Source organism: Polyangium sp. y55x31 (genome assembly GCF_029946505.1).
Classification (GTDB): domain Bacteria; phylum Myxococcota_A; class Polyangia; order Polyangiales; family Polyangiaceae; genus Polyangium.
On the sequence record NZ_JARZHG010000043.1, the window covers coordinates 59,389 to 84,950 of the forward strand.

The window sequence follows — 25,562 nt, forward strand, 5'->3', positions numbered from 1 at the left end:
TTGGCTACGGCGTGACGAACGCGTCGTTGCGCTGCGCTACGATCACTCGTACCATCCGGTCTCCCGCGAAACGGCGAGGGAGCACTTGACGGCCGCACGACTCGACTTCGGCAGCAAGCTGAGCGAATGGGCGCTCGCCCCGACCTACAGGGCGTTCGAGTGTTTCCGCGAGGTGCGCGTCCCGCAGGGCCTCGCCGAAGTCTCGCACGACAAGCTGCTCGGCGCGCTCACCTCGGCCGTCGAGATCACGGCGAAGCGGCTCGGTTTGAAGCCCCGCGACGTCGAGGCGATCCTGCCGTGGGCCGGGTACATGGGCCAGCTCCAGCAGCTCGAGCGCGCGCGTGTCGAGGCGCAGACCGTCTTCGAGCAGTACGCCGTGTCCGTCGGCGGCCTGCTCACGGGCCTCGCCGGCGCCACGATGGAGGTCGATCCGAAGCGCAAGAGCGCCGCGCAGACGCTCACGAACGTGGCGCGTCGCTTCTCGCGCGAGCGCGCGCTCGTGGGCCCCTTGAAGGTGCTCGCGGCCGAACTCGAAGCCTGGGAAGAGGCCATGGAGAAGGCCGGAGAGCTCATCGATCGGAGCCGGCTCGTCCATCGGCACCTGCAGCGGCGGCAGCTCTTCCGCGTCTCGCTCGTGTTCTTGATCTTCGCCATCTGCTCGGTCGCGGGCGCGTTCGTGATCCGCGAGCGCCGCATCACTGCAGCCCGCGCGCAGCTCGACGCGCGCATCACGGCCGCGACCGACCCGTGCTCGATCACCGACATCGACGAGGAGGAGAAGCGGCACGCGCTCCCCGAGCATTTCGCGCGCATCGACGAGAAGAAGAAGGTCTGCGAGGAGCGGCGGGCGCGCGAGCGGTACGAGGCCTCGTGCGACGCGCTCGCGAAGGCCGTCGAGTCGGGCAAGCTCTCCGCGGAGGACAAGGCGACCGCGAAGGGTGCTGCCGAGAAGCTCGAACGCGCGGCGGAGGCGAAGCTCGTGGCCGCGGACCTCATGGCCAAAGAGGCCGAGATGCCGTGCGGCGACACGAAGGCGAAGGGCCGCATCTGGCTCGCGTACGCGCGCGGCGCGGCGCGCTCCTCGGCGGCGTGGGCCGACGTGCCGGAGATCTCCGAGGACCTCAAGAAGGCCCTCGCGTCGAAGGAGCTCGAAAAGGAGACGGCCTACAAAGAGGGCATCGCGCCGGACGCCGAGGAGGTCGCGTCCCGCGCGATCAAGGGCGACGCCGTGGCCATGGAGCGCGCCGAGAAACTTTGCAACGGTCGTGCGGCCTACGGGCTCGAGGTCGGCAAGAAGTGCCAGCGGTTCCTTCAGATCCTCGAAGGGCTCGCGAAGCAAAAAAAGAAGTGAGCCGGCCGTCCGCGAAAACCCGGCGCTTACCTTGACAGCCCCGCGACGAGACGGTTCGATCAACACGATGGAGCGGGTGGCCGACGACGTCTTCCAGCGAGCCCGGGCCCGTGTGGGCCAGGTCTTGCGCGGCAAATGGCGGCTCGACCGCCTGCTCGGCGTCGGCGGCACCGCGTGCGTCTACGCGGCCACGCACAGGAACGGCAAGCGCGGCGCGGTGAAGCTCCTCCGCCCGGAGTTCGCGACCGACGAGGAAGCGCGCCATCGGTTCCTGCGCGAAGGGTACGTCGCGAACCGGATCGAGCATCCGGGCGCGGTCGCCGTGCTCGACGACGACACCGCGGAGGACGGCACGGTTTTCCTCGTGATGGAGCTGCTCGAAGGGCAGAACCTCGAGGAGCGCGGGCGCGCGTTTCCCGGCGGACGCCTGCATCCCTCCGAGGTCGCGTTCGTCGCGGAGCGCTTGCTCGACGTCCTCGCGGCCGCGCACGACAAGGGCATCGTGCATCGGGATCTGAAGCCCGAGAACGTGTTTTTGACGCGGACCGGCCAGGTGAAGATCCTCGACTTCGGCATCGCGCGCATGCGGGAGACCGCGGCGGTCGGGGGCGTCGGTCGCGCCACCGAGGTCGGCGCCGTCATGGGCACGCCGGCCTTCATGCCGCCCGAGCAGGCCCTCGGGCACACGGCCGAGATCGACGCGCGCACCGACCTCTGGGCGCTCGGCGCGGTCATGTTTTACGCGCTCTCCGGCAGGCTGGTCCACGAGGCCGAGACCGTGAACAAGGTCCTGCTCCTCGCGATGACGCGGCAAGCTCCGCCGATCGCCTCGCTCGTGCCGGGTTTGCCGCAGGCGTTCTGCGAGGTCGTCGATTACGCGCTCGCCTTCGATCGCCAGCGCCGCTGGCCCGACGCGCGCACGATGCAACGCGCCCTCCGCGCCGCCATGCAGCTCATGCCGCCGGCGCCGCCGATCACGATGGGTCCTGCCGAGAGCGGCGCCGTACAGGGGCCCGGCGCGGCGCGGCTCACGGGCTCGCCGTTCTCGCGCGACGCCGCGTCGCCGGCTGCTTCGCGCAAGGCCGTCCTCGTCGGCGCATCACTCGCGGCTGTCCTCGTGCTCGGCGGCGTCGGGTTCGTCCTCGTCCGCGTCCGCGGGACGACGCCCACCTCGGCGGCGACCGCTCCTGCGAGCACGCCCGCGCCGCCTCCGAGCCTCGCGCCGCCTGCATCCGCGGCGACCTCCGCCGCGCTCGCGCCCACGCCGCCGCCCTCGGCGAGCGCCGCGCCGAAGACGACGGCGGGGACACGCGTCCCGCCCGTCGTGACCACCGCTACGACCACCGTTCCGACCTCCCAGCCGAGCACGAAGCCGCCGCAACAAGGCGGCTCGAAGGACATCTTCAGCGAATGGTGACCTCGAAGAACGACCGCTCGACCTGGGATCTGCGCAGGCTGCGTGCCGTGGGGTTTTGCGCGGCCCTTCTTTCGCTTTTGCTCGCGCGTCCTGCCGCGGCCGACCAGATGGAAGACGACATCCGGCGCGCCGAGGAGCTCTTCAAGGAGGCGCGCGCCGCGGTCGAGCAGCAAGATTACGCGACGGCTTGCCCCAAGTTCGAGCAGAGCCTCGCGCTCGCGCGCCGGGCCGGCACGCTCTTCAACCTCGCGCAATGCGAGGAGCACGAGGGCCGGCTCGTCACGGCGCTTCGGTATTACAAGGAGGGCATCGTCGTCCTCGACCCGGGCGACCCGCGCCTCGCGCCCTCGAAGAAAAAGCTCGCGGAGATCGAGCCGCGCATTCCGTTCCTCACGATCAAGCCGAAGACCGCGCTGCCCAAGGACACCCGCGTCACGATCGACGGCAAGGAGGCCGAGGGGATCGGCGTCGCGGTGCCCGTCAATCCCGGCAAGCGCACCATCTCCGTGCTCGCGCCGAAGCGCGCCGAGGAAAAGTACGTCCTCGAAATTGCCGAGGGCGAGCAGGTCGAGATCCTCGTCAATGCCGGCAAGGTCATCATCGAGCCGCCTGCCTTCGGGCCGCGGCGTATCGCGGGCATCGCGGCGCTCGGCGTGGGCGGGCTCGGGTTCGTCGGGGCGATCATCACGGGCGGGATCATCGTCTCGGCGAATGGCCGCGTGGAGGGAGGTTGTCCCCGCGTGCAATGCGACACGGCGGAGGGGTACGAGGCGGCCGAGCTCGGCAAGAGTTTGCTCGTGGCGAATGCGATCGCGTGGGGCGTGGGGATCGCGGGGGCGGGGGCGGGGGCGGTGCTTTTGCTCCTCGACGCGAAGAAGGGCCGGGAAAAACCGAAGACCGGCCATTCCTTCGTGCTCGGGCCTGGCTTCGTGGGGGTCGAAGGGAAGTTCTGATGCGATTCGCCACGAAGACGCAGGTGCTCTCCCGGGTCCTCGCCCTGTCGTTCGTCCTCGGCGCGGGCGGGTGCGTGATCCTCGGGTACGATTTCGACAAACAGCCGCCGATCGGCTGCCAGAAAGCGGCGGATTGCCCGGGCGAGGACACCGGGTGCGGCAAGCGCGCCTGCGACCAGGGCGTGTGCACGTACGTGGACAAGCTGCCCAAGGGCGAAAAGCCCATCGGCCAGCCGGTCGACGATTGCCAGGACGTGACGTGTGACGGCGAGGGCCGCGCCATCTCGAAGCCGGCGCCGGATCAGCTCCCCGAGGACGGGAGCGAGTGCACCGAGGACAAGTGCGTCGACGGGACGCCGCTCTTCGTGCCCCTGGAGAAGACCACGCCTTGCGGCAAGGACAAGCTGCTCATGTGCGACGGCCTCGGGTCCTGCGCGGGCTGCACGATGCCGAGCGAATGCGGCGACGACGGCCCGTGCTTGAAATGGTCGTGCGAGAGCGGGGTGTGCATTCGCGCGTTCGAGCCTGCGGGCACGGTCGTCGCCGACACGGTGGTGGGTGATTGCAAGGCCGAGGCCTGTGACGGCGCGGGCAAGCTCGACCAGATCCCATATCCGGACGACGCGGCTGACGACGGGGATCCCTGCACCGACGACATCTGCACGGAGATGGGCACCGATCATGCCCCCGCGGCGAACGGCACGCCTTGCGAGACGGGGTGCCGGGCGTGCACGGACGGGATCTGCGGCGATTGCAGCCCGGGGTTCGTCTGCGAGAACATGGCCTGCACCCCGGTGGGCGAGCAGCCCGTGGGATCGGTCTGCGGGACGAACGCCGAGTGCATGACGGGATTCTGCGTCCAGGGGGTGTGCTGCGAGAGCGCGTGCGACGGTAAGTGCATGGGGTGCATCAATACGTCGACCGGAAAGCCGAACGGCGTATGCGCGCAGGCCCTCGACGGCAACAACCCGGGCGCTCGATGCATGGGCTCGGACATCTGCGTGGGCGGGACGTGCCGGTGCGAGAACGGCGTGCAGGACGGCACCGAGCTCAAGGTCGATTGCGGCGGGGTCTGCTCGCCGTGCATGGGCCAGTGGTTCTGCAATGGCCTGGAGGGGTGCGGCGCGCCCAAGCAGGAATGCTGCGGGGCGGAGTGCATCAACGATTGCCCCGACAAGACGACGTCGTGCTTCGAGATCCAGGCCACGCCGTGTTTTCTCGGTGAGCCGGCGAGGTCGTTCACGGGCGGCACGGTGCCGAAAGGCTCGTGCTTCTTTCAATATGCGTGCGAGCGCATGACGTGCATCTGTCAGTAATCAGCCATCACACTTGACCTTGCCGGGCCGCCGGCCGAAGCTTACCGCGTGCACCCGCGCTCTCCGCTCCGAGGCATCCTCCTCGCGCTGATGTGCCTGGCGCTGCCGATCGGCGCCCACGCCGCGCCCGATGCTTCGGCGCTGGCGCCGGGTGCCGAGTCCGCGTCCGCTGCCGCTTCCACGCCGGCCCCCGAGCCTGCCACCGCCCCCGCGTCCGCCGCCGCTCCCGCTCCCGTTGCCCCTTCCGCCTCCGCTTCCGCCGCCCCTCCCGTCGCCGAGGGCGTCCCCGTCCGGCTCCGCGACACGCGCCTCTTTTCGATTCGTGTCCCCCGCGCCGGTGAATCACCCGAGGAGCGCGCGCGCGCCGCCTCCATGGCCCTCCGCGCCGCCGCCGAGAGCGGCGAACATGCCGCCGTGCGCGTCGAGCGCCGGGGCGACGACGCTCTCGTCATCGTCTCCGATAAAACGATCGTCACCTTCGGCCCCGAGGACGCCGCGGCGTCCGGCGAGGCCAGCGTCGCCGCGCTCGCCGAAGACGTCGCCGGCCGCGTCCGGGTCGCGCTCGCCAAGGAGCAATCCCGCAGCGCCGCGCTGCTCACGCTCCTCTCCGTCGCGCTCGTCGTCCTCTCGGGCATGGTCGCCCTCTTTTTCGCCCGCAAGATCGGCCAGCTCGCCGATCGGGCCAGCGCCTTCCTGGAGCAGCACCCCGAGCGTATCCCCGCGATTCGCCTGCAATCGATCGAGGTCGTCCGGCCCGAGTCCTTCCGCGCCGCGATGCTCATCGCCACGAAGGCCGCGCGTGTCCTCTTTCGCCTCGGCATTGCGTATGGCTGGGTCCTCATCGGCCTCTCGCTCTTCGAGCCCACGCGCGGGTATGCCGAGCGCCTCAGCGGCTTCGTCTTCGGCCCGCTTTATTCGCTCCTCGCGCGCCTCATCGGCTCGCTCCCCTTGCTCGTCGTCGCGGTCATCGCCGCGATCGCCCTCATCGTCCTCGTCCGCTTCGTCGGCCTCTTTTTCGACGGCGTCGCGCGTGGGCAGACGACCCTCGATTGGCTCCCGGCCGATCTCGCCGCGCCGACGAGCATCCTCGTCCGGGCCGCCGTGGTCATCGCGTTTTTCCTGGTCGCCGCGCCGCTCGTCGGCGCCGACGACGGCGCCCTCGTGCGCGCCGGCACGGCCGTGATCGCGGCGCTCGCGCTCTCCGCGACGCCCGTCGTCGCCAGCGCGGCCGCGGGCATCGTGGTCGTGTACGGGCGGCGTTTGTCCGTCGGCGATCATGCCGAGATCGGCGGGCGCGCGGGGAGGGTGCGCGCCGTCTCGCTCCTCGAAGTCGAGCTCGAAGGGGAGGACGGGACGTTTCGTATCCCGCACCTTTATTCGCTCGTGCGTCCCACGCGCCTCCTCGGCCCGGAGCCGCCGGTCTCGGTCGAGGTCACGCTCGAAAAGACGACCCTCGACGAGGAGGTGCGTGATCTCTTGCGCGAGGCGGCGGGCGCCGTGGGCAGCCGGCCGCGTGTCGAGCTCGTGCGGCTCGACGCCGAGGGCGCTTGTTATCGGGTGACGGCGCATCGCGCGGGCGCGGGTGCTTCGAGCGAGCTCGTTGTGCTCCTCGTCGAGGCGCTCTCCGCCGCGGAAATCCCGCTCGCGAAGGCCGGCGTGCGCGTCGTGCCTACTTCTTCCCGAGCTGCGCGCGCATGAACGCGCGCCAGTCGTCGGGCTTCATTGTCGCTTTCGAGAGCAGCTTGAGCTTGTAGGTCACCCATTCCGGGTGGTTCGGCAGGCTGATCTCCATGTCGACGATATGGTGCTCCTTCTGATCGACCCACAGGAACCCGCCTCGGTTCTCGAGCCCCGGACCGTCGATCTTGTACTTGTGGCAAGGCGTATTCTCGCGCGTCTCGTCGCCCGCGTACGACACCAGGGCCGCGCCGCGATACACGAAGATCGGGCCCTTCTGGGCGTACGTCGGGTTCGCGATGCCGATCTTGAACGAGCCGAGCGGGTTTTTCAGGTGCCGGAACGCGAGGTTCAGGCTCCCGAAATCGAAGCTGTGCACGTGGAACGGCGACTGCGTGATCGAAATCGTATTCGGGGCAAACCCATGGATCTCGGCCCGCAGCGTCTGCGTCATCGGCGAGTATTCGATCACCGCGAAGTCGCGCTCGTTTCCGCCGCGCGTCATTTGACGCGCCTCGATGCGCGTCGCGAGAAACCGCGTCCAGTCCATGGTCGCGACGACGTGGCTCGCGCTCTGCGGCTTCGGCTCCCGAAATTTGAATGCCTCGATGGTCTCTCGATTGACCACGTAGAACGAGACACGCTCGGGCTTCGAGCCGTCCGTGTTCGACTTGACATAGTGGTAGACGACGCCCACGGGGACCTTCGCCTCGTCGAACTCGAATGCCTCGACGCCCGGCGGCTCGGCTTCCTGGCCGCCGAAAATCCCCGAAAGCGCGCCGCCGCACCCCGCCACGAAGAGCGACGCTGCCAAACAGCCTGCCCCCACCCCCGCTCGCATGGCCCGGCATGCTAGCAAGATTCTCAGGCCAAACGAAAGATCCTGACGGGCTCCTTTCGACCGCGCACGTTGAGCGGCGCCGTCGCCGTGGCCTCGGGGAGCGTGAGCCCGCACGACTCGAAGACGCGCGCCGTCACGAGGATCTGCGATCCGAGCTCCTTGTTGAGCCCCTCCACGCGGGATGCGACGTTCACGACGTCGCCGATCACGGTGTATTCTTTTCGCTCCGACGAACCCACGTTCCCGATGAGCGCTCTGCCCGACGCGATTCCAATGCCGACCCGTGTCGCCGGGATCGATCCGTCCGCGACCAGCGCGTCGAGCCTCGATACGATCTCGAGCGCCGCCTCGATCGCGTTCTTGCAATCGTTGTCGCCCCGGAGCGGCGCGCCGAACACGGCCATGAAGCCGTCGCCGAGGAACTTGTTCACGATGCCGTGGTGCGCGTTGACGCTCTCGATCATGAAATCGAAGAGCGCGTTCAGGTACCCGACGACCTCCTCCGGGCTCTTTCGCTCCGAGAACGCCGTGAAATTGCGGACGTCGAGGAACATCACGCACACCTCGCGCAGCTCGCTCCGGACGTCCGCCTTCTGCGCGAGGAGCTGCTCCACCACCGCGGGTGATACGTGTTGCCCGAACACGCTCAGGATCCGGCTGCGATCCTCGAGCGACTCCAGCGTGCGCCGAAAACCCTTCTCCAGGCGCCGCGCCACGAACCCCGCGGCCACGCCGCTCCCGAGCAGGATGAGCGCCTTGCCGAGGTGATGCGCGGCCGACGCGAGCGGGCTGCCGGCCTTCGCGGTCGCGCCCTGGAGCGTGAAAAACGCGAGCAGCGCGTACTCCGCCGCGGCCACGATCCCCGAGAACACGCAGAGCTTCGGATCGAGCCGCAGCGTCGAGAGCAGGATGAACACGAAATAGACGAACGCCGGCGGCAGGAGCAGCGCCTCGAACGGCTCGACGATCGACATGTAATAGACGATCGCCAACGTCGGCAGGCTCGTCTCGACGAGCGTGTCCACGTACCGCCGCGCCACGGCCGGCTTCTTGCGGCTCTGGATGAGCTTCTCGATGCCGCGCAGCGCGACGAGCTCGTAGGCGGCGAATCCGCCGAGCAAGAGGCCCACGCGGACGCGGTCGAGGCGGCTGTGGAAGAACTCGGCCATCGCGCCGGGGTACGACGCCGAGAGCGCGAGGAACGCGATGAGCGCGCCGCCGAAGGCCCCCGCGAGGAGCTGCGCGCGGAAGCGCTCGCTGATGAGGATCTCGCGCGCGAGGTTGTCGCTGATCGTCCTCCGGGCGAGGCCCTCGGCCGGGGGACCGGCGAGGACGCTTCGTCCGGAGGCGAGCGAACGTGGAGCCTCGGTCGGGGGCGCGAGATCCGTCATCCGGGGCTTTGGTTACGCGATCTTCTGGTCCGCGATGGAGAGCGCGGCGTCGAGCGCGGCGATGCCCTCGTCGAGCTCCTCCTCGGTCACGATGAGCGGCGGCGCGATCACGAGGTGGCTCACCCACGCGAGCACCGTGACCCCGCGCTTCGTCATCTCGGCGGCGACCGCGTCGATGACCAGGGGCTTGCGTTGCGCCTTGTCCTGCGGCGTGTTGAACGGCTCCTTCGTCGTGCGGTCCTTGACGAGCTCGACGGCCCAGAAGAGGCCGAGGCCACGCACGTCGCCGACCGACGGGTGCTTCTCGGCGAGCGCCTTGAGCTTCTGGCCGAGCAGCTCGCCCATCTTCGCCGAGCGCTCGATGAGATCGAGCCGCTTGTACTCGTCGATCGCCGCGATCGCGGGCGCGAGCGTGAGCGGGTGCGCCTCGTAGGTATGGCCGTGCGCGAAGTAGTTGTCCTCGAAGTAATCGGCGATCGCGCGGCTCGTCGCGACCACGCCGAGCGGCACCGCGGCGTTCGTCACGCCCTTCGCCGTCGTCAGGATGTCGGGCGTCACGCCCCAGTGCTCCACGGCGAACCACTTGCCCGTGCGGCCCCAGCCCGTCATCACCTCGTCGGCGATGAGCAGGACGCCGCGCTTCTTCGCGTGCTCGGCGAGCTTCGGCAGGTAGTCCGGGGGCGGCACGAGCACGCCGTTCGTCCCGACGATCGGCTCGACGAGGATGGCGGCCACGTTCTCGTCGTGGTCGATCATGTACGCGAGGTAATCGGCGCAGGCCGTGCGGCAGCTGTCCTGCTTTTGCTGGAGCGGGCAGCGATAACAATTCGCCTCGGGCCCGAAAATGACGCCGGGGATCTTCCCCGTCGGCTCCACGAACCAGCGGCGCAGGTCACCGGTCGCGGCGACCGAGCCCGCGGTCGAGCCGTGGTACGAGGTGTAGCGGGCGATGATCTTGTGTTTGCCCGTGTAGAGCCGGGCGATCTTGATGGCGGCCTCGTTCGCCTCGGTGCCGGAGGTGGCGAAGAACATCTTGTCGAGGCCCTTCGGCAGCACTTCGAGCAGCTTCAGCGCGGCCTTCGCGCGGACGTCGCACGTGTACGAGGGGCCGATGAACGCGAGCTCCTTGGCCTGCGCGCAAATGGCGTCGATGACCGCCTGATTCTGGTGGCCGAGGTTCGAGCAGACGAGCTGCGACGAGAAATCCAGGTATCGTTTGCCGGAGGCGTCCCAGAAATGGCAGCCCTCGGCCTTCGTGACGTGCAGAGGCTTCCACCCGCGCTGTGCGCGCCAGGTGCCGTAGGTATGCCTCGCCGTGAGCTCGGAGATGTCGTCGGTCATGACCGCGCATCCTAGGACATCAAGAAGCGCGACGGAACGACGGTTTTTGGTGAGGCCCGTTTCCGGCTCGTCAGGGCATCTTGACGACGTGGAAGGTCTGGACGAAGCCCGGCTTCGCGGGCGTGCCGAAGACGCCGATGAGCTTCGACTCGGGCACGATGTAGATCGCCTTCAGCGCCGAGATGTCGAGCTTGCCGCCGACGGCCGTGAACGCGACCGGCTTTTGCCCTTCCTTCACGCCCTCGATCTTGCCCTTCGACCACTTGAGCTTCATCGAGAGGCTCGACACGTCGAGATCGTCGCGGTTGTCCGGCCAGCCGATGCTGCGGATCGCCACGAACTGACCTTCTTCGAGCTTCTGCGCGAGCTTCGGCAGGATCTCCGCGACCTTCTCGTCGAGGTGCTCCTCGCACTCGCCCGGCTGACAGACGCGCATCGGATCGCGGCTCTGCCCGTCTTCTCCGTAGAAGTGGATGTCGAGGCTGCCGGTCGACTCCGTGCGCTTCTCCATCGGCACGACGAAGAGCTTCTTCGACGCGGACCAGCCGATGCGCCGGCCGCCGCCCTTGATGATCTCCTTCGCGAGCGACTCCGACTCGCTCAGCGCCTTCGCCTCGGCGGGCTTGCGCTCGGGCGCCTTCGCCTCGGCGGCGGGCGCCTCGCCTTCGGGCTTCGCCTCGGCGGCGGGCGCCTCTTCCGCGGGCTTCGACTCTTGCGCGGCGGGCTCCTTCGCAGCGCCTTCACCGCCTTCGGGCGTTTCGGGTTCCTTGGCCGGGCCGCAGGCCGGCAAGAGTGCGAGCGCGAAGGTGAGGGCGGCGAGGGAGCGAACCATGGGGGAAGACCTCCTGGGGTTTGGGGCGCAGCCCCAAGCGTTGACGGACGTGGTTCGAGGAAGCTACTCCAGCCCGAGCCCGCGCGGAAAACCTTTTCCGGGGCGCGGAGGCCGGTACACTCGCGCATCATGCAAAACCACTCACGTTCTTTCCCTTTGCCTCACATCACGACCGGGCTTGCCTTTCGGCTCTCGGCGCTCTTGCTCCTCGCCGCGCCGCTCGCCGCGTGCGGCGACGAACCTCCGGCGGGCCCCGGGCCGATCCCGCTCGACGCGCTGCGTGACGAGCTCGCGCAGGCGACGTGCGAGCAACACGTGCGTTGCGGCTACACGCCGGACAAGGCCACGTGCGACGCGACGCAGGGCGACGCGCAAGAGACACTCCAGCTCCTGACGGACGCGGTGCTCGGCCGCGTGACCTACGACCCGACCGCGGGCCGCGCGTGCGTCGAGGCGATCCGCGCGTACGCTTGCGACACGCGCGCGTCGGCGCAGAAGGGCGTCTCCGACGCGTGCGCGAACATGTTCGTCGGCACCGTGCCCGAAGGGGAAGCGTGCCTGCTCGCGGAGGAGTGCGCGGGCGACAGCTTCTGCGATACGTCGATGCCCACGGGCGGCGGCGTTTGCACGCTCGGCGTGTGCACGAAGCGGCCGGCGCTCGTGGCGGTGGGCGGCGATTGCACGGACAAGCCGTGCGTCGAATCGGCTTATTGCGATCAGGCGGCGATGCCATTCACCTGCAAGGCGCGCAAGGACAACGGCGAGGCGTGCGACGCGGTCGACCAATGCAAGGACGGGATGCGCTGCGACGTCGGCGGCAATCCGCAGACCTGTTACCTCCTGCAAAACCGCGGCGGGCAATGCAACCCCTCGCTGCAGCAGGGCGCGTGCTTCCGGTTCGACGATTATTGCCACCCGACGGATCGGAAATGCACGCAGCTCCCGGGCGATGGGATGCCCTGCACCGACGACAGCAAGTGCCTGGCGTACGCATTCTGCGACAACGGGACGTGCAAGCGGCGCGCGATCGAGGGCGAGGCGTGCATGGACGGCGACAACTGCCTCGGGACGCTTCGGTGCGACAACATGGTGTGCACGGTGCAAATCTCGGATGAGGTTTGTGCGTTCTGACGGGAGCGCGCCGGGGAGACCGGCGCGGGGTCGCTCGACGTATACCGTTTCCTGAAATCACGCAGCTCGCCGCGAGCCGCCCCGAGCCGCCTGCTCGACGATCGGGCGATGGGGAGCGTCGCGGGGCGGTGCCGTGGTCGCCGGACACGCCTCCGAGGTTTCGACGACGATCGGCGGCTCGATGAGCGCTGGGGGGGTGGCGCGCCGGTCCTTGGCGTCGGCCACCCATTCCGGTTCCTCGACGGACGTTGCCGGCCTCCATGCACGCGGCACCCGCCGGATCCCGATGGGGAAGATCCATAAGCGTCCATCCCGATCGATGTGGATGCGGAGGAAGTTCTTCCAGTCCGGAATCGACAACGACGAAAATGCCTCGTTCGGGTGGGCACCGAAGCCGTTGAGCGAGACGAGCAGATAAATGCCCATGATGGTCGGGCCCATCAGGAATCCGCCGAAGAAGAGCAGCGCGACGTCGAGCAGGTCTCGTTGGGGGCTCGGGAACGGAAGGCCGGGGACGGAGCGTGTGATCCGCGTGGTGCCCCAGGCGATGAGGATCGCCGCGGTTGAATGCGTGAGGCCGTGCAAGAGCCCCGCGGGTCCACGAAAGCGGCCGAAACGGCGATCGGCGAAGCCGACGAGGCACAACGTCAGCGCCGCCGTGACGAGCAAAAAGACCGGATCGAGGAGCGCCGCGCCCCGCATCGGCGAAGGAGCCCCGGGCGCGCAGCCGGCGCCGGCGCCTTTCATGAGAGGCCATGCCAGGAGCACGTAGACGATACCCGTGAAGACCCCGAATCTGGGGTTTTTCCACAGAAACCCGAGGTTTCGCCAGCAAATCCGCCGTGACGCCGCGACGCTCGGGAAGCACGCGCGCGGGGTGAAGTCATCCGCCAGCGGCTGCTCCTTCCTGGGGATGTGCGTCGGATGCAAGAATGCCCCGCCGCCCCCGGCGATGATCTTCTGGCGCCCCTCGGGATTTTCATGCCGTCGGTAATGGTGCAGATCGCCGGCGAGAAAGACGCTCACCTTCTTGCCGAGCACCCTGCTCTGGAGGAACTCGACGTTGTTCTCGAGGTCGGTCCGGTCGCCCGGCGGCCTCACCTGCGGACAGAGCCAAGCGGGCTCCGCGTGGCACAGGATGATCCGGTCCTCCTCGCGCATCAGGGCCGCGATGGCCTGGAAGTAGCGAACTTGCGGCGCGTCGATGTCCGATTCGAGCTGCATGTCCGTGCCGAGGAGCCACCAGCCGTGCGGCAGCTTCACGGCGAAGTAGCTCCGGCGCTGCCGCGTCGGGAAGCCGGCCGGATGGCGGGTCTGGCAAAACAAACGGACGAACGAGGTCAGGCCGTCGTACCAGTCGTGATTGCCTGGAATGGCGAACAGGTGCGGCGGTGGCCGCTGCCCGCGCAGCGCGGCCGCGTAAGGCCGGAGGGTCCGCTGCTCGTAGCCGTTCACGCTCGCCACCGGATACACGGCGTCCCCACCGAAGACGAGAATTTCGCCGCCGCTCGTTTCGTACACTGAACCCGCCGCGTCCCGCAGCGTGAGGGTCTTTCGCGAGACTGCGAGGGCGACCGAATACGTGGAATTCCACCCGTCGCCCAGATCCGCGACGTAATCGAACCAGAGCTCCTCGCGGGGCCTGCCGGTCGCGTCGACGGAGAAGTCACTGGGCTCCACCATCGGAGCCTCGAGCGCGTCGAGCAGCCGCCGATCCGCCTGTCTTCCAATCAGCGCGGAGAAGGCGGCCCGCAAGGCCATCATGACGAGCATGATCGGGTCGAACCAGCTCACCATTCGCCGTCCCGGTGGACGCGCCGTGTTCTTCATGGATCGCCGACCTCGTGCATGGAGATCCCCCGTTCGCCGGTCATGGGTGGACGCTCGTCCGTGGGCTCTCTCGGTTGGGCGGCACGCGGCGATACCGTTCGAGGAGGCGGTCGGCGAAGCGGTCGGCCATGGCGGCAATGGTGAGGGAGGGATTGGCGCCCGTCGGCCCTGGCATCACCGATCCATCCGCCACGTACAACCCAGGTTGTCCGAAGGCCTCGCCCTCGGCGTTCACCACGCCCACGGTCTCGTCGTTCCCCATGGGGCAGCCTCCGAGCGGGTGCACGGTGATGACGCGGCTGAGGTAGCTGAGCGGGTTCTGCAAGAGCCGCCCCTCGAGCACGTGCGCCATTTCCGCCATGGTGTGCCGGACATCCTCGAAATAGCGGTACGAGTCCCGCATCGTCCAGGCGACGTCGAGCATCCCGTCCTTGGTCAGGGTCATTCGACCATTGGGCGTGTCACGGCCCATCGCGAGGAGCGGCATCGAGGTGGCCGAGCCGATGCAATCGCCGAGCACCTCGGCGATCTCTTCGCTCACGTCGCTGTCCGCGGTGAGCCCCAGCCAGCCCTTCACGAGCCGATGACCGAGCCGGCTGAAGCGGCGCAGCAACGCGAGCTGATTGCTGCCCTCGTAGAGCCAGTTGACGAACTCCGGATAGCCGGCGTCCTCGATGTAGTAATCGTGGCCGTCGCCTCCCTCCGGCGCGTCCCCGTCGTGGACGTGGAGGGCGCTGGTGATGACCGGGCCGTGGCCGCCGTCCAGGAAGCGCGGCGCGCGTTTTCCCGCGCTGCTATCGGTGCACTTGCGGAGGAAGCCGAGAAGGTCGCCGTTGCCGCAAAACCTCGTCCCGAGCTGCTTGCTCAGGCCTGGAAATGCATGCCGGTTGCGCAGCAAGAGATAGGTCGTCCCGAAGGTCCCGGCCGCGAGGACGAGCCGGTCAGCCGAGAGCGCCTCGCGGGGCATCTTCGAGGTGGGCACCTCGGGTCGCTCGTCTTCCTGCACGCCCGTGTAATCCACGCATTCGACGATGTACTCCCCATCCTCGTACCAGAATGACTTCACCTCGCGCCGCACGCGGATGTCCGCACCGAGGCGCTTCGCCGCCGACAGGTACGTGTAATCGAGGGTGTTCTTGCTCCCGAAGTTGCAACCAATGTCGCACTCTCCGCACAGCCGGCAGGTGGTGCGCGTGCGGCCGTGCAGGTTGGGGTAGGGCTCCTCGATGGGCTCGCCGGGCACGGGCAGCGTGGGCAGGTGCTTGCCGGGGTTGGCGAAGGTCACTGCCAGCGGGGGAAGCTGCCAATCCTTTGCGCGCCCCATCCGCTCGGCGGCGAGCTTCATCGCGATCGTCTTCGGCGTGTGCCGGTAGGGCTCGTGCTCGAACGGATAGCGGTGGGCGTCGAGCATCTTCTCCACGGCGTCGTAATGCGGTTCCAGGTCGGCGCGCGTGACGGGCCAATCTTCGTAGCCGCCGTCGTTCAGGTTCTCGTGAATGAATGTCTTTTCGTCTTTGCGCAGGAGGACGTTGGCGTAGATGAGCGAGCCGCCGCCGAGCCCGCTCGCCACGACGCCGCCGAGCCCCCGGAAGGACCATAGGTTGAAGAGCCCGTGGAGCCCCTCGCTCGGGTCCCAGAAGTTGTGGCGCATGGCGTGCGGGCTGCGGGGGAAGGAGCCCGGAGGGTAAGCCTTGCCGCGCTCGAGCACGCAGACGCGCAGGCCGGCCTCCGCCAGGCGGTAGGCCATCACCGAGCCGCCGAAGCCGGAGCCGACGATGATGACGTCGAAATGTTCACGTCGCGCATTCATGACGAGGCCCCTTTTCCTCCCGGAGCGCCCGAGGCATCCTGCTTCGGAGCCTCGCGCCCTTTTTCCTCGCGCTCCTTTTCCTCGCGCTCCTTGGCGAGCGGCGCATAGACGTCCCAGAGGGTGCCGAAGAAGAACTGGCCGAAGCGTGCCACCGCCTTCATCCCTTCACCTTCGCCACGGGACGAGCGCATGCTGGATACCAGGTCGAGCACGTCGCGCATGCCGAGCTCGAGGACACCGGCGCCCACCACCGGACCACGTTCGTCCGGGCCCTCGTGAAGGTGGCAATAGAGTCGGGTGGTGTCGCGCCACAGGTCGGGTCCCGCGTCGTCGCGAATGGTCTTGGTGCCGGCCAGGTAATAGGCGCGGCCCTGGTGGTCGAACGCCATGCCGTAGGTCATCAGCCGGGTATTCGGGGCGTCACCCGACCTGAATAGATTGAAGCTCCCACGCTTCACGGGGATGTCGTCCCCGAACGGGGGGTAGGAGACGTGCGCCACGAGCCGCGCCGCGTGTTGCGGATCCTGGATGAATGCAGCCATGTCGTCCACGCTGATGGTGGCGTGGAAGGTGAAAGGCTCGGCCCCTTTTTTATCGGCACCGGCGACGGGATCGGTCTCTCCGAGCGCCAGCGGGCCGGACATGGTCTCGCGGAAGGTGAGGTCGGGTCCGGATGGGTACATTTGCGTGATCTCCGGTGTGAGGGGTAGGCCCTGCTCGGCGCGCGTTTGCAGATATCGACAGGCGTCCGCATATCCCATGTCGATGAGCGAGCCTGCGGTGATGTGCCCGGCGTAAAACTCTGGATCGAGGGGCAGGGGTTGTTCGGGCTTGATGAGGTGGACCACGATGGGCCGGCGGTGGCCCCATACCTCTTCGCCGGCCCGGATGCGGTCGTTGATCTCCTGGAGGCGTTCGAGCTGCTCGAAAAGAGCGCCGTTGGCGCTCAGCTCGATCATGTGGACATACTGGTGGAACACGCCGCGCGCGTAGGTGGGCGTGTTGGCGATGCACCACAACACCCACAATTCGTCGGCCCCTCGCCGCACCGCTTCGAGCAGGTTGGCGTCCTGGATCCAGACGGAATCCATGTAGAGCCTCCCGCCCTCGCGGACGGGGGGCATGAAAATGGGCAGCGAAATGCCTGCCACCAGCAGATCTCGATCCACCCGGGTATGGGGGATGGCCTCGTTCGTCTTGCGTGCGAAGTCGCAGACATTGAACGTGCCCGTCAGCGTGGTGCTCGCCCGGATGGCGTCGACGTCGATCCCGAGGTGCGGGAAGACGCGCTCGACGATACCGTCGGCGTCGCCGAGCGCCTCCATGTTCCACGCCTCGAGGTATTTCTCCGGAGAGACGAAGGAGACGAAGTCCTTCACGTGCAGGGTTCGCCAGCGATTGCACATCTCCACGGGCGATTGACCGGACAGCAGCATGGCCAGGTTGATGATGCCGCCCGAGGTGCCGTCGGCGTGCGTGAAGGTGATTCCAGCATCGTCGAGCGCGCGGAGGACCCCCGCCTGCCAGGCGACTCGCATTCCGCCGCCGGCCAGGATGAGCGCTCGTTTTCGTCCATCCGCCGCGGGCGCCGCGGCGACGGGTAGCGCCGAGGGGCGTGGCTCCTCGGCGGAGGGCGCCACGGGCGGGCGCTTGTAGACCACCTCTTTTCGCGCGGGGCGGCGCAGCACGCCAAGGTAACCGAACACCAATGCCGCGGAGACGAGGTCGAAGCCAGCGACGCCGAGCGCCATCGGCGAAAAGAGCCCTCGGAGAACCCCCAGGCCCACCGCCGCGCATGCACATGCCTTCTGCAAACCGACCCACAAGAAGGCGGACGATCTCTCCTTCGGGCGCAAAAGCGCCTCGAGCAGCATGCCGCCGAAGAGGACCATGAACATGCCCACGATGCCGAAGAAATGGCGGCTCGTCGGGGTCGACGCGCCACCAATGACCCCGAGCACGAAGCCTGGGGCGACGAGCTGCACCGCGCCGCTCACCACCGTGGCCAAGCCGATGGCCCCGAGGAGCCAGCGCAGCCATGACTCGGCCCGCGCTTTCATGGCCGGACCTCCGCCTCCACCCAGCGATGGGGTTTGGGCCCGGCGGTCGTTGGCTTTTTCGCTTCCAGGCGCGTCGGCCGCTCCGCCCGCAGCACCTTGTGCGCGAAGTAGCACATCATCGCCAGCCACTGGACCGTCCACAGCCCCACGCGAATGCGATTGGTGGTCATCCACGCGGCGAGCACCTCGGCGAGGCGCCCGGGATCGACGATCCCCGCGGCCATTTCCGCATTGTATCGGAAGATGACGAACCGGGTGAGCAGCGTGGCCGCCACGACGCCCAGGAAAACGACGGCCGGATACCAGCGCAGCCGCGAGCGACGCTCCTCGATGAACAGCGCCCCCGAGGACAGCAGCATGACCAGGGTCATCCAGGTGAAGAAATGGGTGGCTGCCGTCACCTGCGGTACGAATTCGAGGTAATAGTTGTCCACGGTGAGCTGGGGCGCGATAGGGAACGTGAACAGCACCAGCGACCAGCCGGTCCCGAGGTACATCGAGGCGCACAGGAACAAGAGGCATGCATTGAGCGTGCGCAACACCACGCTCCTGAATGCGTGCGTTTCTGCGCCGACGGTCTTCCCGATGCGCCGGCGCGGCTCGGGCGCTTCGAGGGCCTGGGGTGCTTCGGGCATGGGGGGCGCCCCGAGCGCGGGCTCACGCGGAGGCGGCAGCCATTGCTGGCTCAGGCCGAGGCCCACCACGCTCTCCATCCCCTCCGGCTGCGCGGCGGGGAGGCTCGGGTAACTGAGGAACCAGCACTCGAAGTGGTCGTCCAGCACGCCGCTCGACGCCGGGAAGAAGCCCACGAAAAACGGCTTCGACGAGATTCCGAGCGTCCGGAGCGGCTGCACGCGCGGGTGGTCCCCGATGGTGAGCCGGGCCGAGGCGCGGCGCCCCAAGCGGAACCCGAATTTCCCGTGGAAATAGATGTAGGACTTCATCAGCATGCCGCGGAACTGGCAATAGTTGGCCGCGCTCGCGCGCAGGGAGAGCCGGGTCCGCGGGGGCCTTTCGATCTCGATGCGCACCGCGAACTGGCCATCCTTGTCGTACTGGCTGCTGACCGTGTGCTCGTCGATGCGGAAGTCCAGGTTGGCCTGGTGCTTGGGCATGCCCCAGATACCCTTGCCGCCCTTCACGGAGATCTCCGTGCTCACCGGCAGGTCCATCACGTATTGCCCCAGCCGGTAATGCTTCTGAAACAAGAGCGGCAGCAGCGGGGGCGCGGGCTCCGTCCCGTAGGTGCATGCGATGGCGAGGCTGAACTCGATGTAGGGGCCGATGTCGGTCTCGCGATAATCGACGACCGTGACGAACAGGACGCCCTTGTTGCCCCATAGCCGGAGCGGGTGGACCTCGTTGCCGGGCAGCAGCTCGGCGGCCTTCCGTGCGTCGATCGTGAACGCCGCCATCAGGGCCGGCGACGACTGGGAGTTGATGGGCAACTCATAGGGGATGCCATCGACCCGCGAATAACGCCCCGTCTGCTGCTTGATTCGTTCTGGCATGAGCCACATGGCTTTGCTCCTTCACACCGGCCTGTCCAATTCGGCGAGAATGAGGGGGAACACGTCTCGGGCAGCGTGCTTGCCCATGAAGACGTCGAGATGGCCATAACCTGGAAGCACGTGCAGCGCGTGATGGCCGGGCCTGCGGCGCGACATGTGCTCGTACGTGCGCCGCTGGCTCTCGGGCAGGAAACACACGTTGCGTTCCCCGGCGAAGAATACGAAGCGGGCGTCCGTCTCCGGCGGGCGCTCGGCCACGTCCTCGGGTAACTCCCGGTAGCCCTCGACCGGCACCAGGTGTCCTGCGCGCACGCACGCGTTCATTTGCTGAAAAAACGTGAGCGGCACCTTGGCGAACTCGTTCTTCAGCCATTCGTGCGTCTCGACGTTGAGGTTCTCGTGCCGCCAGAGCGTCGGGCGCCCCGTGCCATAGGTGAAGCTCGCCAGCTTGCACACGAGGTTGTCGCACTCGTGGTGGCTGGCCTTCACGAACATGGTGATGGCCCTGGGCGTGAAGCCGTGCACCGAGACGCCCCATTGCGGATCGATATAATCCGTCATGTGCGACACGACGGGGACGGTATATCTCAATTTCCATTGCGAGGCGCGCGGCACCACGGGGTGCAAGGACACGGCATTGGTGACGATGACCTTCACCTCCGGGACGAGCCCGGCCACCGCCGACAGCATGAAGCTCGTCGAGCCCTGGCAGTGAATGATCGCCTTCACCTCGTCGCGGCCCGTCTCCCGGACGATCGTTTGGATGGCGCTCGGGTGGTCGAAGACGGCGGCCTGATCGAGCGTCCACTCGGTGGGCTCGAGATCGATGCTCGCGCGCCAGTTTTCCAGCCACACATCGTAACCGTCGGCCACGAGCGCATCGACGATGCTCTGCTCGACGGGCGCGCGGAAGATGTTGGCGCGTACGCCCGCTCCATGGACGAGCACCACGGGACCCTTCCGAGGCTCCTCGTCACCCCGAACGTGAACCAGATTGAGCGGTCGCCCGTCCCTGGCCAGAAACGGTACCGTGCGCTCCCTGTAGCGGTGTGCAGGGGATGAGGCGGTTTGCATACGAGACCATGCTCCTTGCGCTCGGGCGCACGGCATTCAATGGAGCCCTCGCACGCTTGGGCGAATGGACCGAGGAGCAAACCCCTCCCGGGCCATCCGACCGGCACCTCTGCCAGTCAGCCAGCGCCTGGTGGGAGAATGCTCCCCTTGCTACACCTTCCTGCACCGACATGGCGTGACATCCCCACCGGGTCAATGGGGTGAGGGCGCCGTGGCGCGCACACGTTCAGGCACAGCGCGGTGGTCTCCTGGCCTGTGGCCCGGAGCGGGCGCGCGCCGCCATCCCGGCTCGCTTATGCGGCGCGCAAGGCAGCGCCGCTTTGGCCGCATTCCCGCGCGAAGAGGGCGATCCCATTCCAGAGCGTGCGGAACGACGCCTCGTCGAAGCACGAGCCGGATTGGAAGAGATCGTATGTGCGATCGTCCTCGCGCTCGTGCTTCCGTTCGTCTGCGGAGGGGCTGCGGAAATGCCCCATCACGTCTCCGTGATCTCCCTCCACGGCGAAGCTCGCTTCCTCGTACGGCCAGATCATGGAGATGCTGTTCACGATCCCGTCGTTGTCGGATGGCCGGAGCAGCATCGTCTCGTTCGGCTCGAAGAGCTTCGGGATGCGAACGGAGGCACGGCTCGCAATCCGGTTCGAGCCGTCGAGGGACGTCAAGGCATAACAAAGTTCGTACACGTTCCGCGGCAATGCCCCGCTCGGCGGGGGCGCGACGGTCACGATGGAGCGGACCCGGATCTCGTGCTTGGCGAAGAGGACCTGCTCGTCTTTTGCCTCCGACCGGCCCTCCCAATGCGCCGGGCTCGTGGACACGACCTTGCCGGGCTCGGGATCGAGATCTCCCATGACGGATTGGTCGCGCATCGCATTGCGTAGCCATTTGAGCAAATCGAAGTACGAGGCGCGCGCGCGGGCCCGCTTGAGCGGATCGTCGCAGGGGTAGCAGAGCGCCATGGTGTCGACGATGGCGTCGATCCAATCGGGCTCTTCGTCGCTCCGGAGGACGCGCCGGAGGAGCTGACCATAGCGGCCGAGCCCCTGTTCCCCGAGCGCGCGTGTCGTGCCATAGGAGGTGCCCAGGATGGCGTGGGCAAAGAGGAACCTCGTCAGCCAGCCGTTCGTCCAGAAGGCGAGGTTGGTCCCGCAATGGGGCGTCGACAAGAACTGCGCCGTCCGGACGGCGTCGAGCAGTCCACGGCGTGGCCCATCGTCGCGCGGATCCGCGGCAAGGTCGTGGAGCAGCATGCGGAGGTCCAGCCCTCCGGTCGAATGGCCGACGAGATGCAAATCGTCCCCGTCCTCGAAGATGCCCCGCCGCTGCAGCTCGATGAGCCATTCCCTGAGCGCCCTGGCTCGCGTGTCGACGCTGGCCAAGGGCAGGTTGGGAAAGTAGTGCACGACGAGCCCAGCCGCGCGGAGCACCTCGGTGACGCCGTGGTAATACCGCAGCGAGCCGAGCACGTCGAAGCCGCCGAACCCGGGCACGAGGACGATATGGCTTCTTTGGCTCTTCATGGCAGGGACCTCGAGACCGTCAGGTCGGCGCGGTTCACGAAAAACCAAATCAAAGGATACGTGGAGTGAGGTCGTCCGCAAGCCCCCAGCGCGGGGAACCACGCCCCTCGTGCGCGGCTTGGCGGACATTCGGCAGCGGACGAGCCGTCACTCGACCGCGACGGTGCGAGCTTGCGCCGCAATCGCTGGTCCCTCGACGCGCTCGCCCTGACGTCTCGGCTCGGGGTCTCTTCGATCTACACGCCCTCTCGATCCTCCGTGGCGCGTTCGAGCTTCGCATGGAGCTCGTCGAAGACGGGATCGGAGAGGGCCGCGGGGTCGACCGTCATGCCCCGCGCCTTCAGCAACGAGACGTAGAGGCAATCGTCGAGGAGCGCGGCGCGCGCGTCCTCGAGCGCATTGCGGTCCAGGGCGTCCGCGTCGATGAGCGCGTCGAGGAAGGCGAGGCGGCACGGCACATCGTCCAGGTGCTCGGCGGCCCCGAGGCCCAGGCGAAAGATCTGCGCTGCGCGTTCGTCGAGCCCGAGTCGCGAGGCGAGGCCGCCGAGGTAATGGAGGTATCGCAGCACGCATGGATCGTCGGGCTCGGCGAGACCGCGCATGCAGAGCACGCGGGCCGCGAGATCCTCCGTGAGGCGCTGGCACCGGGGCAGCTCACCCGACGCAGCATGCAGACCCACGCGGTAGGTGACCCGCAGGAGCTTGTGAAATCCGCTGATGTTCCAGGCATTGCTTTGGAGCAGAGCGGCTGCCTCCTCGAATTTCTTCAGCTTGGCGAGCGTGAGGAGCTCCATCTCTTCCAGCAGGGGAAATGGCTCTTCGCCGCAGAGCGAGCGCGCCCGGCGCAAGCAATCGAGGGCGCCTTCGAGATCTCGGGCGGCGAAATACGTCTTGACCGAGTCGACGACGTACACGTTTTTGAGTAGGTCGAATAACGATCGATGCCGGACGAGCGCTTGCCACGACGCGGCGTCGATCTCCACGTTGCCCAGCCGTACGGGCCTGCCCGAAAGGGTGTCAGCTACGAGCGCGAAATGGGCGAGCGCGGTCTCGTGATCTCCAGCGATGCGGCGTAGCCTGCCGACGTTGATCCAGGGCTGGATCAGGTGCTCCCCGGCAGCCATGATGCCGTGCCGCCCGACCAGGCGCCCGGCCCAATCCAGTTGCCGCGCGCAAACCCCTGCCGCCGCGTCCGGGCGACCCCGGTAGACCTCGATGAGCCCGGTGTTGTTGCTGCACTCCTCGATGCGCGGCCATCCCGCTTCGTCCGGCTCCAGCGTATTCATCTTGCCGATCAAATCGGACGCCCACGCGCGGAGCGGCGGGCGCCGTACTCTCCCCTGTTCTGCGATTGTATCGGGGGGGAGCCATGCGTCGCGGGCATCCATGCTGGAGAGCTCCTTCGGCAAAGGGTGAAATTGAAAGAAGCGGCTGGCGTGGTCCCACGCGCAACCGCTCCCGCGATCACCTACAAACTCCGTTGGCGCTGCAACTGCCGCCCCTGCAACCACAGTCGGTGGCGAGAACCGCCTCCGCCACATTCCCCTCGCTGCCGCCGGCCACCCCCGCGAGATCGAGATCGTCGAGCTCTGCGATCTCGATCTCGATCGCTTCCTCCGTCGGCACCTTCTCGTTCGGGCGCTTCTTTTCCTCGGACATACTCCCTCCCTCCCTCCCTTCCCATCACCTGCCCATGTGCAGGCCACTCTCGGCGTTTACCTCGGCCGCCTCACGACGATCGTGCAGCTACGATTGGCGCCACAACCGCGATTGCTGGTCGCCGGAAGCTCCGCCTCCCCGACGTTCTCGCCGTCTTCGCTGCCGCCTGTCACAGCGGCGAGATCGAGATCGTCGAGCTCCGTGATTTCGAGCTGGACCGCGTCCTCCGTCGACAGGTTCTCGTTCGTGCTTTTCTCTTTGTCGGACATGTATTTCCTCCTCTGCAGACCCGCGATGCGGGGCTCATCGAGTCCCCGGACGCCCATCGCCCGTGGGCTCGATTTGCTCTTTGTCGCGCGCCGGCGTCCCCGTCGTCTCCGCGACCCCGCGGACCCGCGCCTTGCGCGTCGGGTATTCGAGCAGCTCGAAGAGCTCGCTCTTCGAATGGGTCCGCGTGGGGACACACGGGCGCGCGTCGTCCGTGATGCGCGGCAAGGGGCACGAGATGCCCTGGCAGCTCGGCAGCACCGCACATTTCTGGCATTGCGAGTCGCGCTGGAATGCGGGCTCGGTCCACAACGCCATCCGATCGTCGTCGAGCTCCAGCCGGCCGTCCTCGTGGAGGCGGCCTACGACGTTGTTCTCGTCCTTGTCGAGCACGACGGTGCATTTCATGACCTTGCCGCTCGCGCCGATGATCAAGTTGAACGGGCGCGCGGCATAACAAACCTGCCCGCCGAGGAAGTTCACGTCCTTCAAGGTGGAGAACTTCAAGCCGTGTCGATGCGCCATCGCCTTCAGCGCGCGTTGCACCGTGTCGCGCTCGTCGTCGCCGCACACCTCGAGCTCGGGATCGTTCGGACCCCCCCAGCGCCCCACGGCATGGAAATCGAGGGTGAAACGAGGATCCCCGTGGAACGTCTTTTCCACGAGCTCGAACAGCTCCTCGAGGTGGGGATGGTTGTTCTTGTCGAAGTTGACCCGCAGCGTGACGGAGAACTCGTCACGCCGCTGCGAAAGCGCTTCGAGGTTCTGGAAGATCGTCGCGAAGCTCCCTTGCCCATCCCGCGTCGGCCGGCTGCAGTCGTGGGTCGCGGCGACGCCGTCGAGCGTGATTTGAAATGCGTTCACTCGCCAGGCGAGCAGCTTCTCCGCGACCTCGGGCGTGAGCAAATAAGCATTCGTCGTCATGTGGCTCCGGTACGCGACCCCGTGCTTCTCCGCGATGTCGGAGAGGAAAGGCCCGAGGTCCTCGACGGCCTCCCAGCCGTACAGCGGCTCGCCGCCAAACCACCGGATGTCCAGCGTCAGGAGCTCCTCGATCCGCTTCTCGACCAGCCGCTTGATGCCATTTCGCACCCCCGGGCGCATCGTCCCGCGCGCGAAATCCTCGTAGCAATACGTACACCGGAAGTTGCAGTCCTCGGACGAGAGCACGAAGAGTTCGAGTCTGTCCGTCCGATAATGCTGCTGGCCGAAGGCGAGGAGGAACTTGCGGTATTCGTCCATTCCCTTCCGGACCAGAAATCCGCGCTCCACGAGGTACCCCGCGAGCCCCTCGCGACGCGACTCGAACCCCGGAGCCTTGAGCAACGTGAGCACGTGCGGCACCTGCTCGGGCTTGAAGACGCTGATCGCCGTGCTCAGCGTATTCCACAGGATCAACCGCCCGTCCTCGGTCGTCGCGTGCACGTTGAAGCGCGAGGGCACCCAGGACTCGCTCCTCGACGCATTCGACATCTCCTCCGGCTCGGCCTCCGCCAGATCATGGGGAGATTGCTGCAATACGTTCAGCCGAACGACTCGCGTTGCGTTCATGACGCCTCTTTCGCTCGTACCTAGGTCGAT

At 67.5% G+C, this 25,562-nt stretch carries 19 protein-coding genes and 1 pseudogene; 6 read left to right on the top strand and 14 right to left on the bottom strand.

Translation table 11 applies throughout. From position 1 onward, the window contains the following. The first annotated feature begins 85 nt into the window (after positions 1-85). From QHF84_RS42745 to QHF84_RS42765, 5 genes are all read left to right on the top strand, one after another. Positions 86-1,351, top strand: coding sequence for a hypothetical protein (locus tag QHF84_RS42745; RefSeq protein WP_281319343.1), 1,266 nt, complete (start codon positions 86-88; stop codon positions 1,349-1,351). A 67-nt stretch (positions 1,352-1,418) separates the two neighbouring features. After that, positions 1,419-2,768, top strand: coding sequence for a serine/threonine-protein kinase (locus QHF84_RS42750; protein ID WP_281319344.1), 1,350 nt, complete (start codon positions 1,419-1,421; stop codon positions 2,766-2,768). Then, on the top strand, positions 2,762-3,721 hold the full coding sequence (locus tag QHF84_RS42755; RefSeq protein WP_281319345.1) for a tetratricopeptide repeat protein: 960 nt from the start codon (positions 2,762-2,764) through the stop codon (positions 3,719-3,721). The genes QHF84_RS42750 and QHF84_RS42755 overlap by 7 nt, the downstream gene beginning before the upstream one ends. Beyond that, positions 3,721-5,037, top strand: coding sequence for a hypothetical protein (locus QHF84_RS42760; RefSeq protein WP_281319346.1), 1,317 nt, complete (start codon positions 3,721-3,723; stop codon positions 5,035-5,037). Before QHF84_RS42755 ends, QHF84_RS42760 begins: the two co-directional genes overlap by 1 nt. A gap of 48 nt (positions 5,038-5,085) precedes the next feature. Further along, the gene (locus QHF84_RS42765; protein ID WP_281319347.1) at positions 5,086-6,735 is read left to right on the top strand and encodes a mechanosensitive ion channel family protein; all 1,650 of its coding nucleotides are present in this window, start codon (positions 5,086-5,088) and stop codon (positions 6,733-6,735) included. Here the strand turns inward: QHF84_RS42765 and QHF84_RS42770 are convergent. The 4 genes from QHF84_RS42770 to QHF84_RS42785 form a co-directional block, all read right to left on the bottom strand. Beyond that, positions 6,707-7,555, bottom strand: coding sequence for a hypothetical protein (locus QHF84_RS42770; RefSeq protein ID WP_281319348.1), 849 nt, complete (start codon positions 7,553-7,555; stop codon positions 6,707-6,709). The genes QHF84_RS42765 and QHF84_RS42770 overlap by 29 nt on opposite strands. A 23-nt stretch (positions 7,556-7,578) precedes the next feature. Further along, complete coding sequence (locus QHF84_RS42775) at positions 7,579-8,946, bottom strand: adenylate/guanylate cyclase domain-containing protein (protein ID WP_281319349.1); 1,368 nt, start codon at positions 8,944-8,946, stop codon at positions 7,579-7,581. 12 nt (positions 8,947-8,958) lie between these two features. Further along, positions 8,959-10,287, bottom strand: coding sequence for an aminotransferase class III-fold pyridoxal phosphate-dependent enzyme (locus QHF84_RS42780; RefSeq protein WP_281319350.1), 1,329 nt, complete (start codon positions 10,285-10,287; stop codon positions 8,959-8,961). Between the two features lie 70 nt (positions 10,288-10,357). Beyond that, positions 10,358-11,119, bottom strand: coding sequence for a hypothetical protein (locus QHF84_RS42785; RefSeq protein WP_281319351.1), 762 nt, complete (start codon positions 11,117-11,119; stop codon positions 10,358-10,360). A gap of 129 nt (positions 11,120-11,248) precedes the next feature. Here QHF84_RS42785 and QHF84_RS42790 point away from each other — a divergent pair, with 129 nt between their 5' ends. Further along, on the top strand, positions 11,249-12,250 hold the full coding sequence (locus QHF84_RS42790) for a hypothetical protein (RefSeq protein ID WP_281319352.1): 1,002 nt from the start codon (positions 11,249-11,251) through the stop codon (positions 12,248-12,250). A 57-nt stretch (positions 12,251-12,307) separates the two neighbouring features. On the opposite strand, the gene QHF84_RS42795 is transcribed toward QHF84_RS42790, so the two are convergent. From QHF84_RS42795 to QHF84_RS42840, 10 genes and pseudogenes are all read right to left on the bottom strand, one after another. Next, on the bottom strand, positions 12,308-14,080 hold the full coding sequence (locus tag QHF84_RS42795) for a calcineurin (protein ID WP_281319353.1): 1,773 nt from the start codon (positions 14,078-14,080) through the stop codon (positions 12,308-12,310). 40 nt (positions 14,081-14,120) lie between these two features. Continuing rightward, complete coding sequence (locus QHF84_RS42800) at positions 14,121-15,890, bottom strand: GMC family oxidoreductase (protein ID WP_281319354.1); 1,770 nt, start codon at positions 15,888-15,890, stop codon at positions 14,121-14,123. Next, the gene (locus QHF84_RS42805) at positions 15,887-17,950 is read right to left on the bottom strand and encodes a patatin-like phospholipase family protein (protein ID WP_281319355.1); all 2,064 of its coding nucleotides are present in this window, start codon (positions 17,948-17,950) and stop codon (positions 15,887-15,889) included. The genes QHF84_RS42800 and QHF84_RS42805 overlap by 4 nt, the downstream gene beginning before the upstream one ends. A 662-nt stretch (positions 17,951-18,612) precedes the next feature. Then, a pseudogene (locus tag QHF84_RS50335) lies at positions 18,613-19,470 on the bottom strand (acetoacetate decarboxylase family protein); the annotation flags it as partial. 12 nt (positions 19,471-19,482) lie between these two features. Next, positions 19,483-20,535, bottom strand: coding sequence for an esterase (locus QHF84_RS42815; protein ID WP_348652931.1), 1,053 nt, complete (start codon positions 20,533-20,535; stop codon positions 19,483-19,485). A 293-nt stretch (positions 20,536-20,828) separates the two neighbouring features. Continuing rightward, positions 20,829-22,055: a hypothetical protein gene (locus tag QHF84_RS42820; protein ID WP_281319358.1), complete on the bottom strand. Its 1,227-nt coding sequence runs from the start codon at positions 22,053-22,055 to the stop codon at positions 20,829-20,831. Between the two features lie 236 nt (positions 22,056-22,291). Further along, positions 22,292-23,341, bottom strand: a complete 1,050-nt coding sequence (locus QHF84_RS42825) for a hypothetical protein (RefSeq protein ID WP_281319359.1) — start codon at positions 23,339-23,341, stop codon at positions 22,292-22,294. Positions 23,342-23,519: 178 nt separating this feature from the next. Continuing rightward, positions 23,520-23,714: a hypothetical protein gene (locus tag QHF84_RS42830; RefSeq protein WP_281319360.1), complete on the bottom strand. Its 195-nt coding sequence runs from the start codon at positions 23,712-23,714 to the stop codon at positions 23,520-23,522. A 56-nt stretch (positions 23,715-23,770) separates the two neighbouring features. Continuing rightward, positions 23,771-23,983: a hypothetical protein gene (locus tag QHF84_RS42835; RefSeq protein ID WP_281319361.1), complete on the bottom strand. Its 213-nt coding sequence runs from the start codon at positions 23,981-23,983 to the stop codon at positions 23,771-23,773. A gap of 34 nt (positions 23,984-24,017) precedes the next feature. Next, positions 24,018-25,532 carry a radical SAM protein gene (locus QHF84_RS42840; protein ID WP_281319362.1) on the bottom strand — a complete coding sequence of 505 codons (1,515 nt, stop codon included), beginning with the start codon at positions 25,530-25,532 and terminating at the stop codon, positions 24,018-24,020. Between the last annotated feature and the right edge of the window lie 30 nt (positions 25,533-25,562).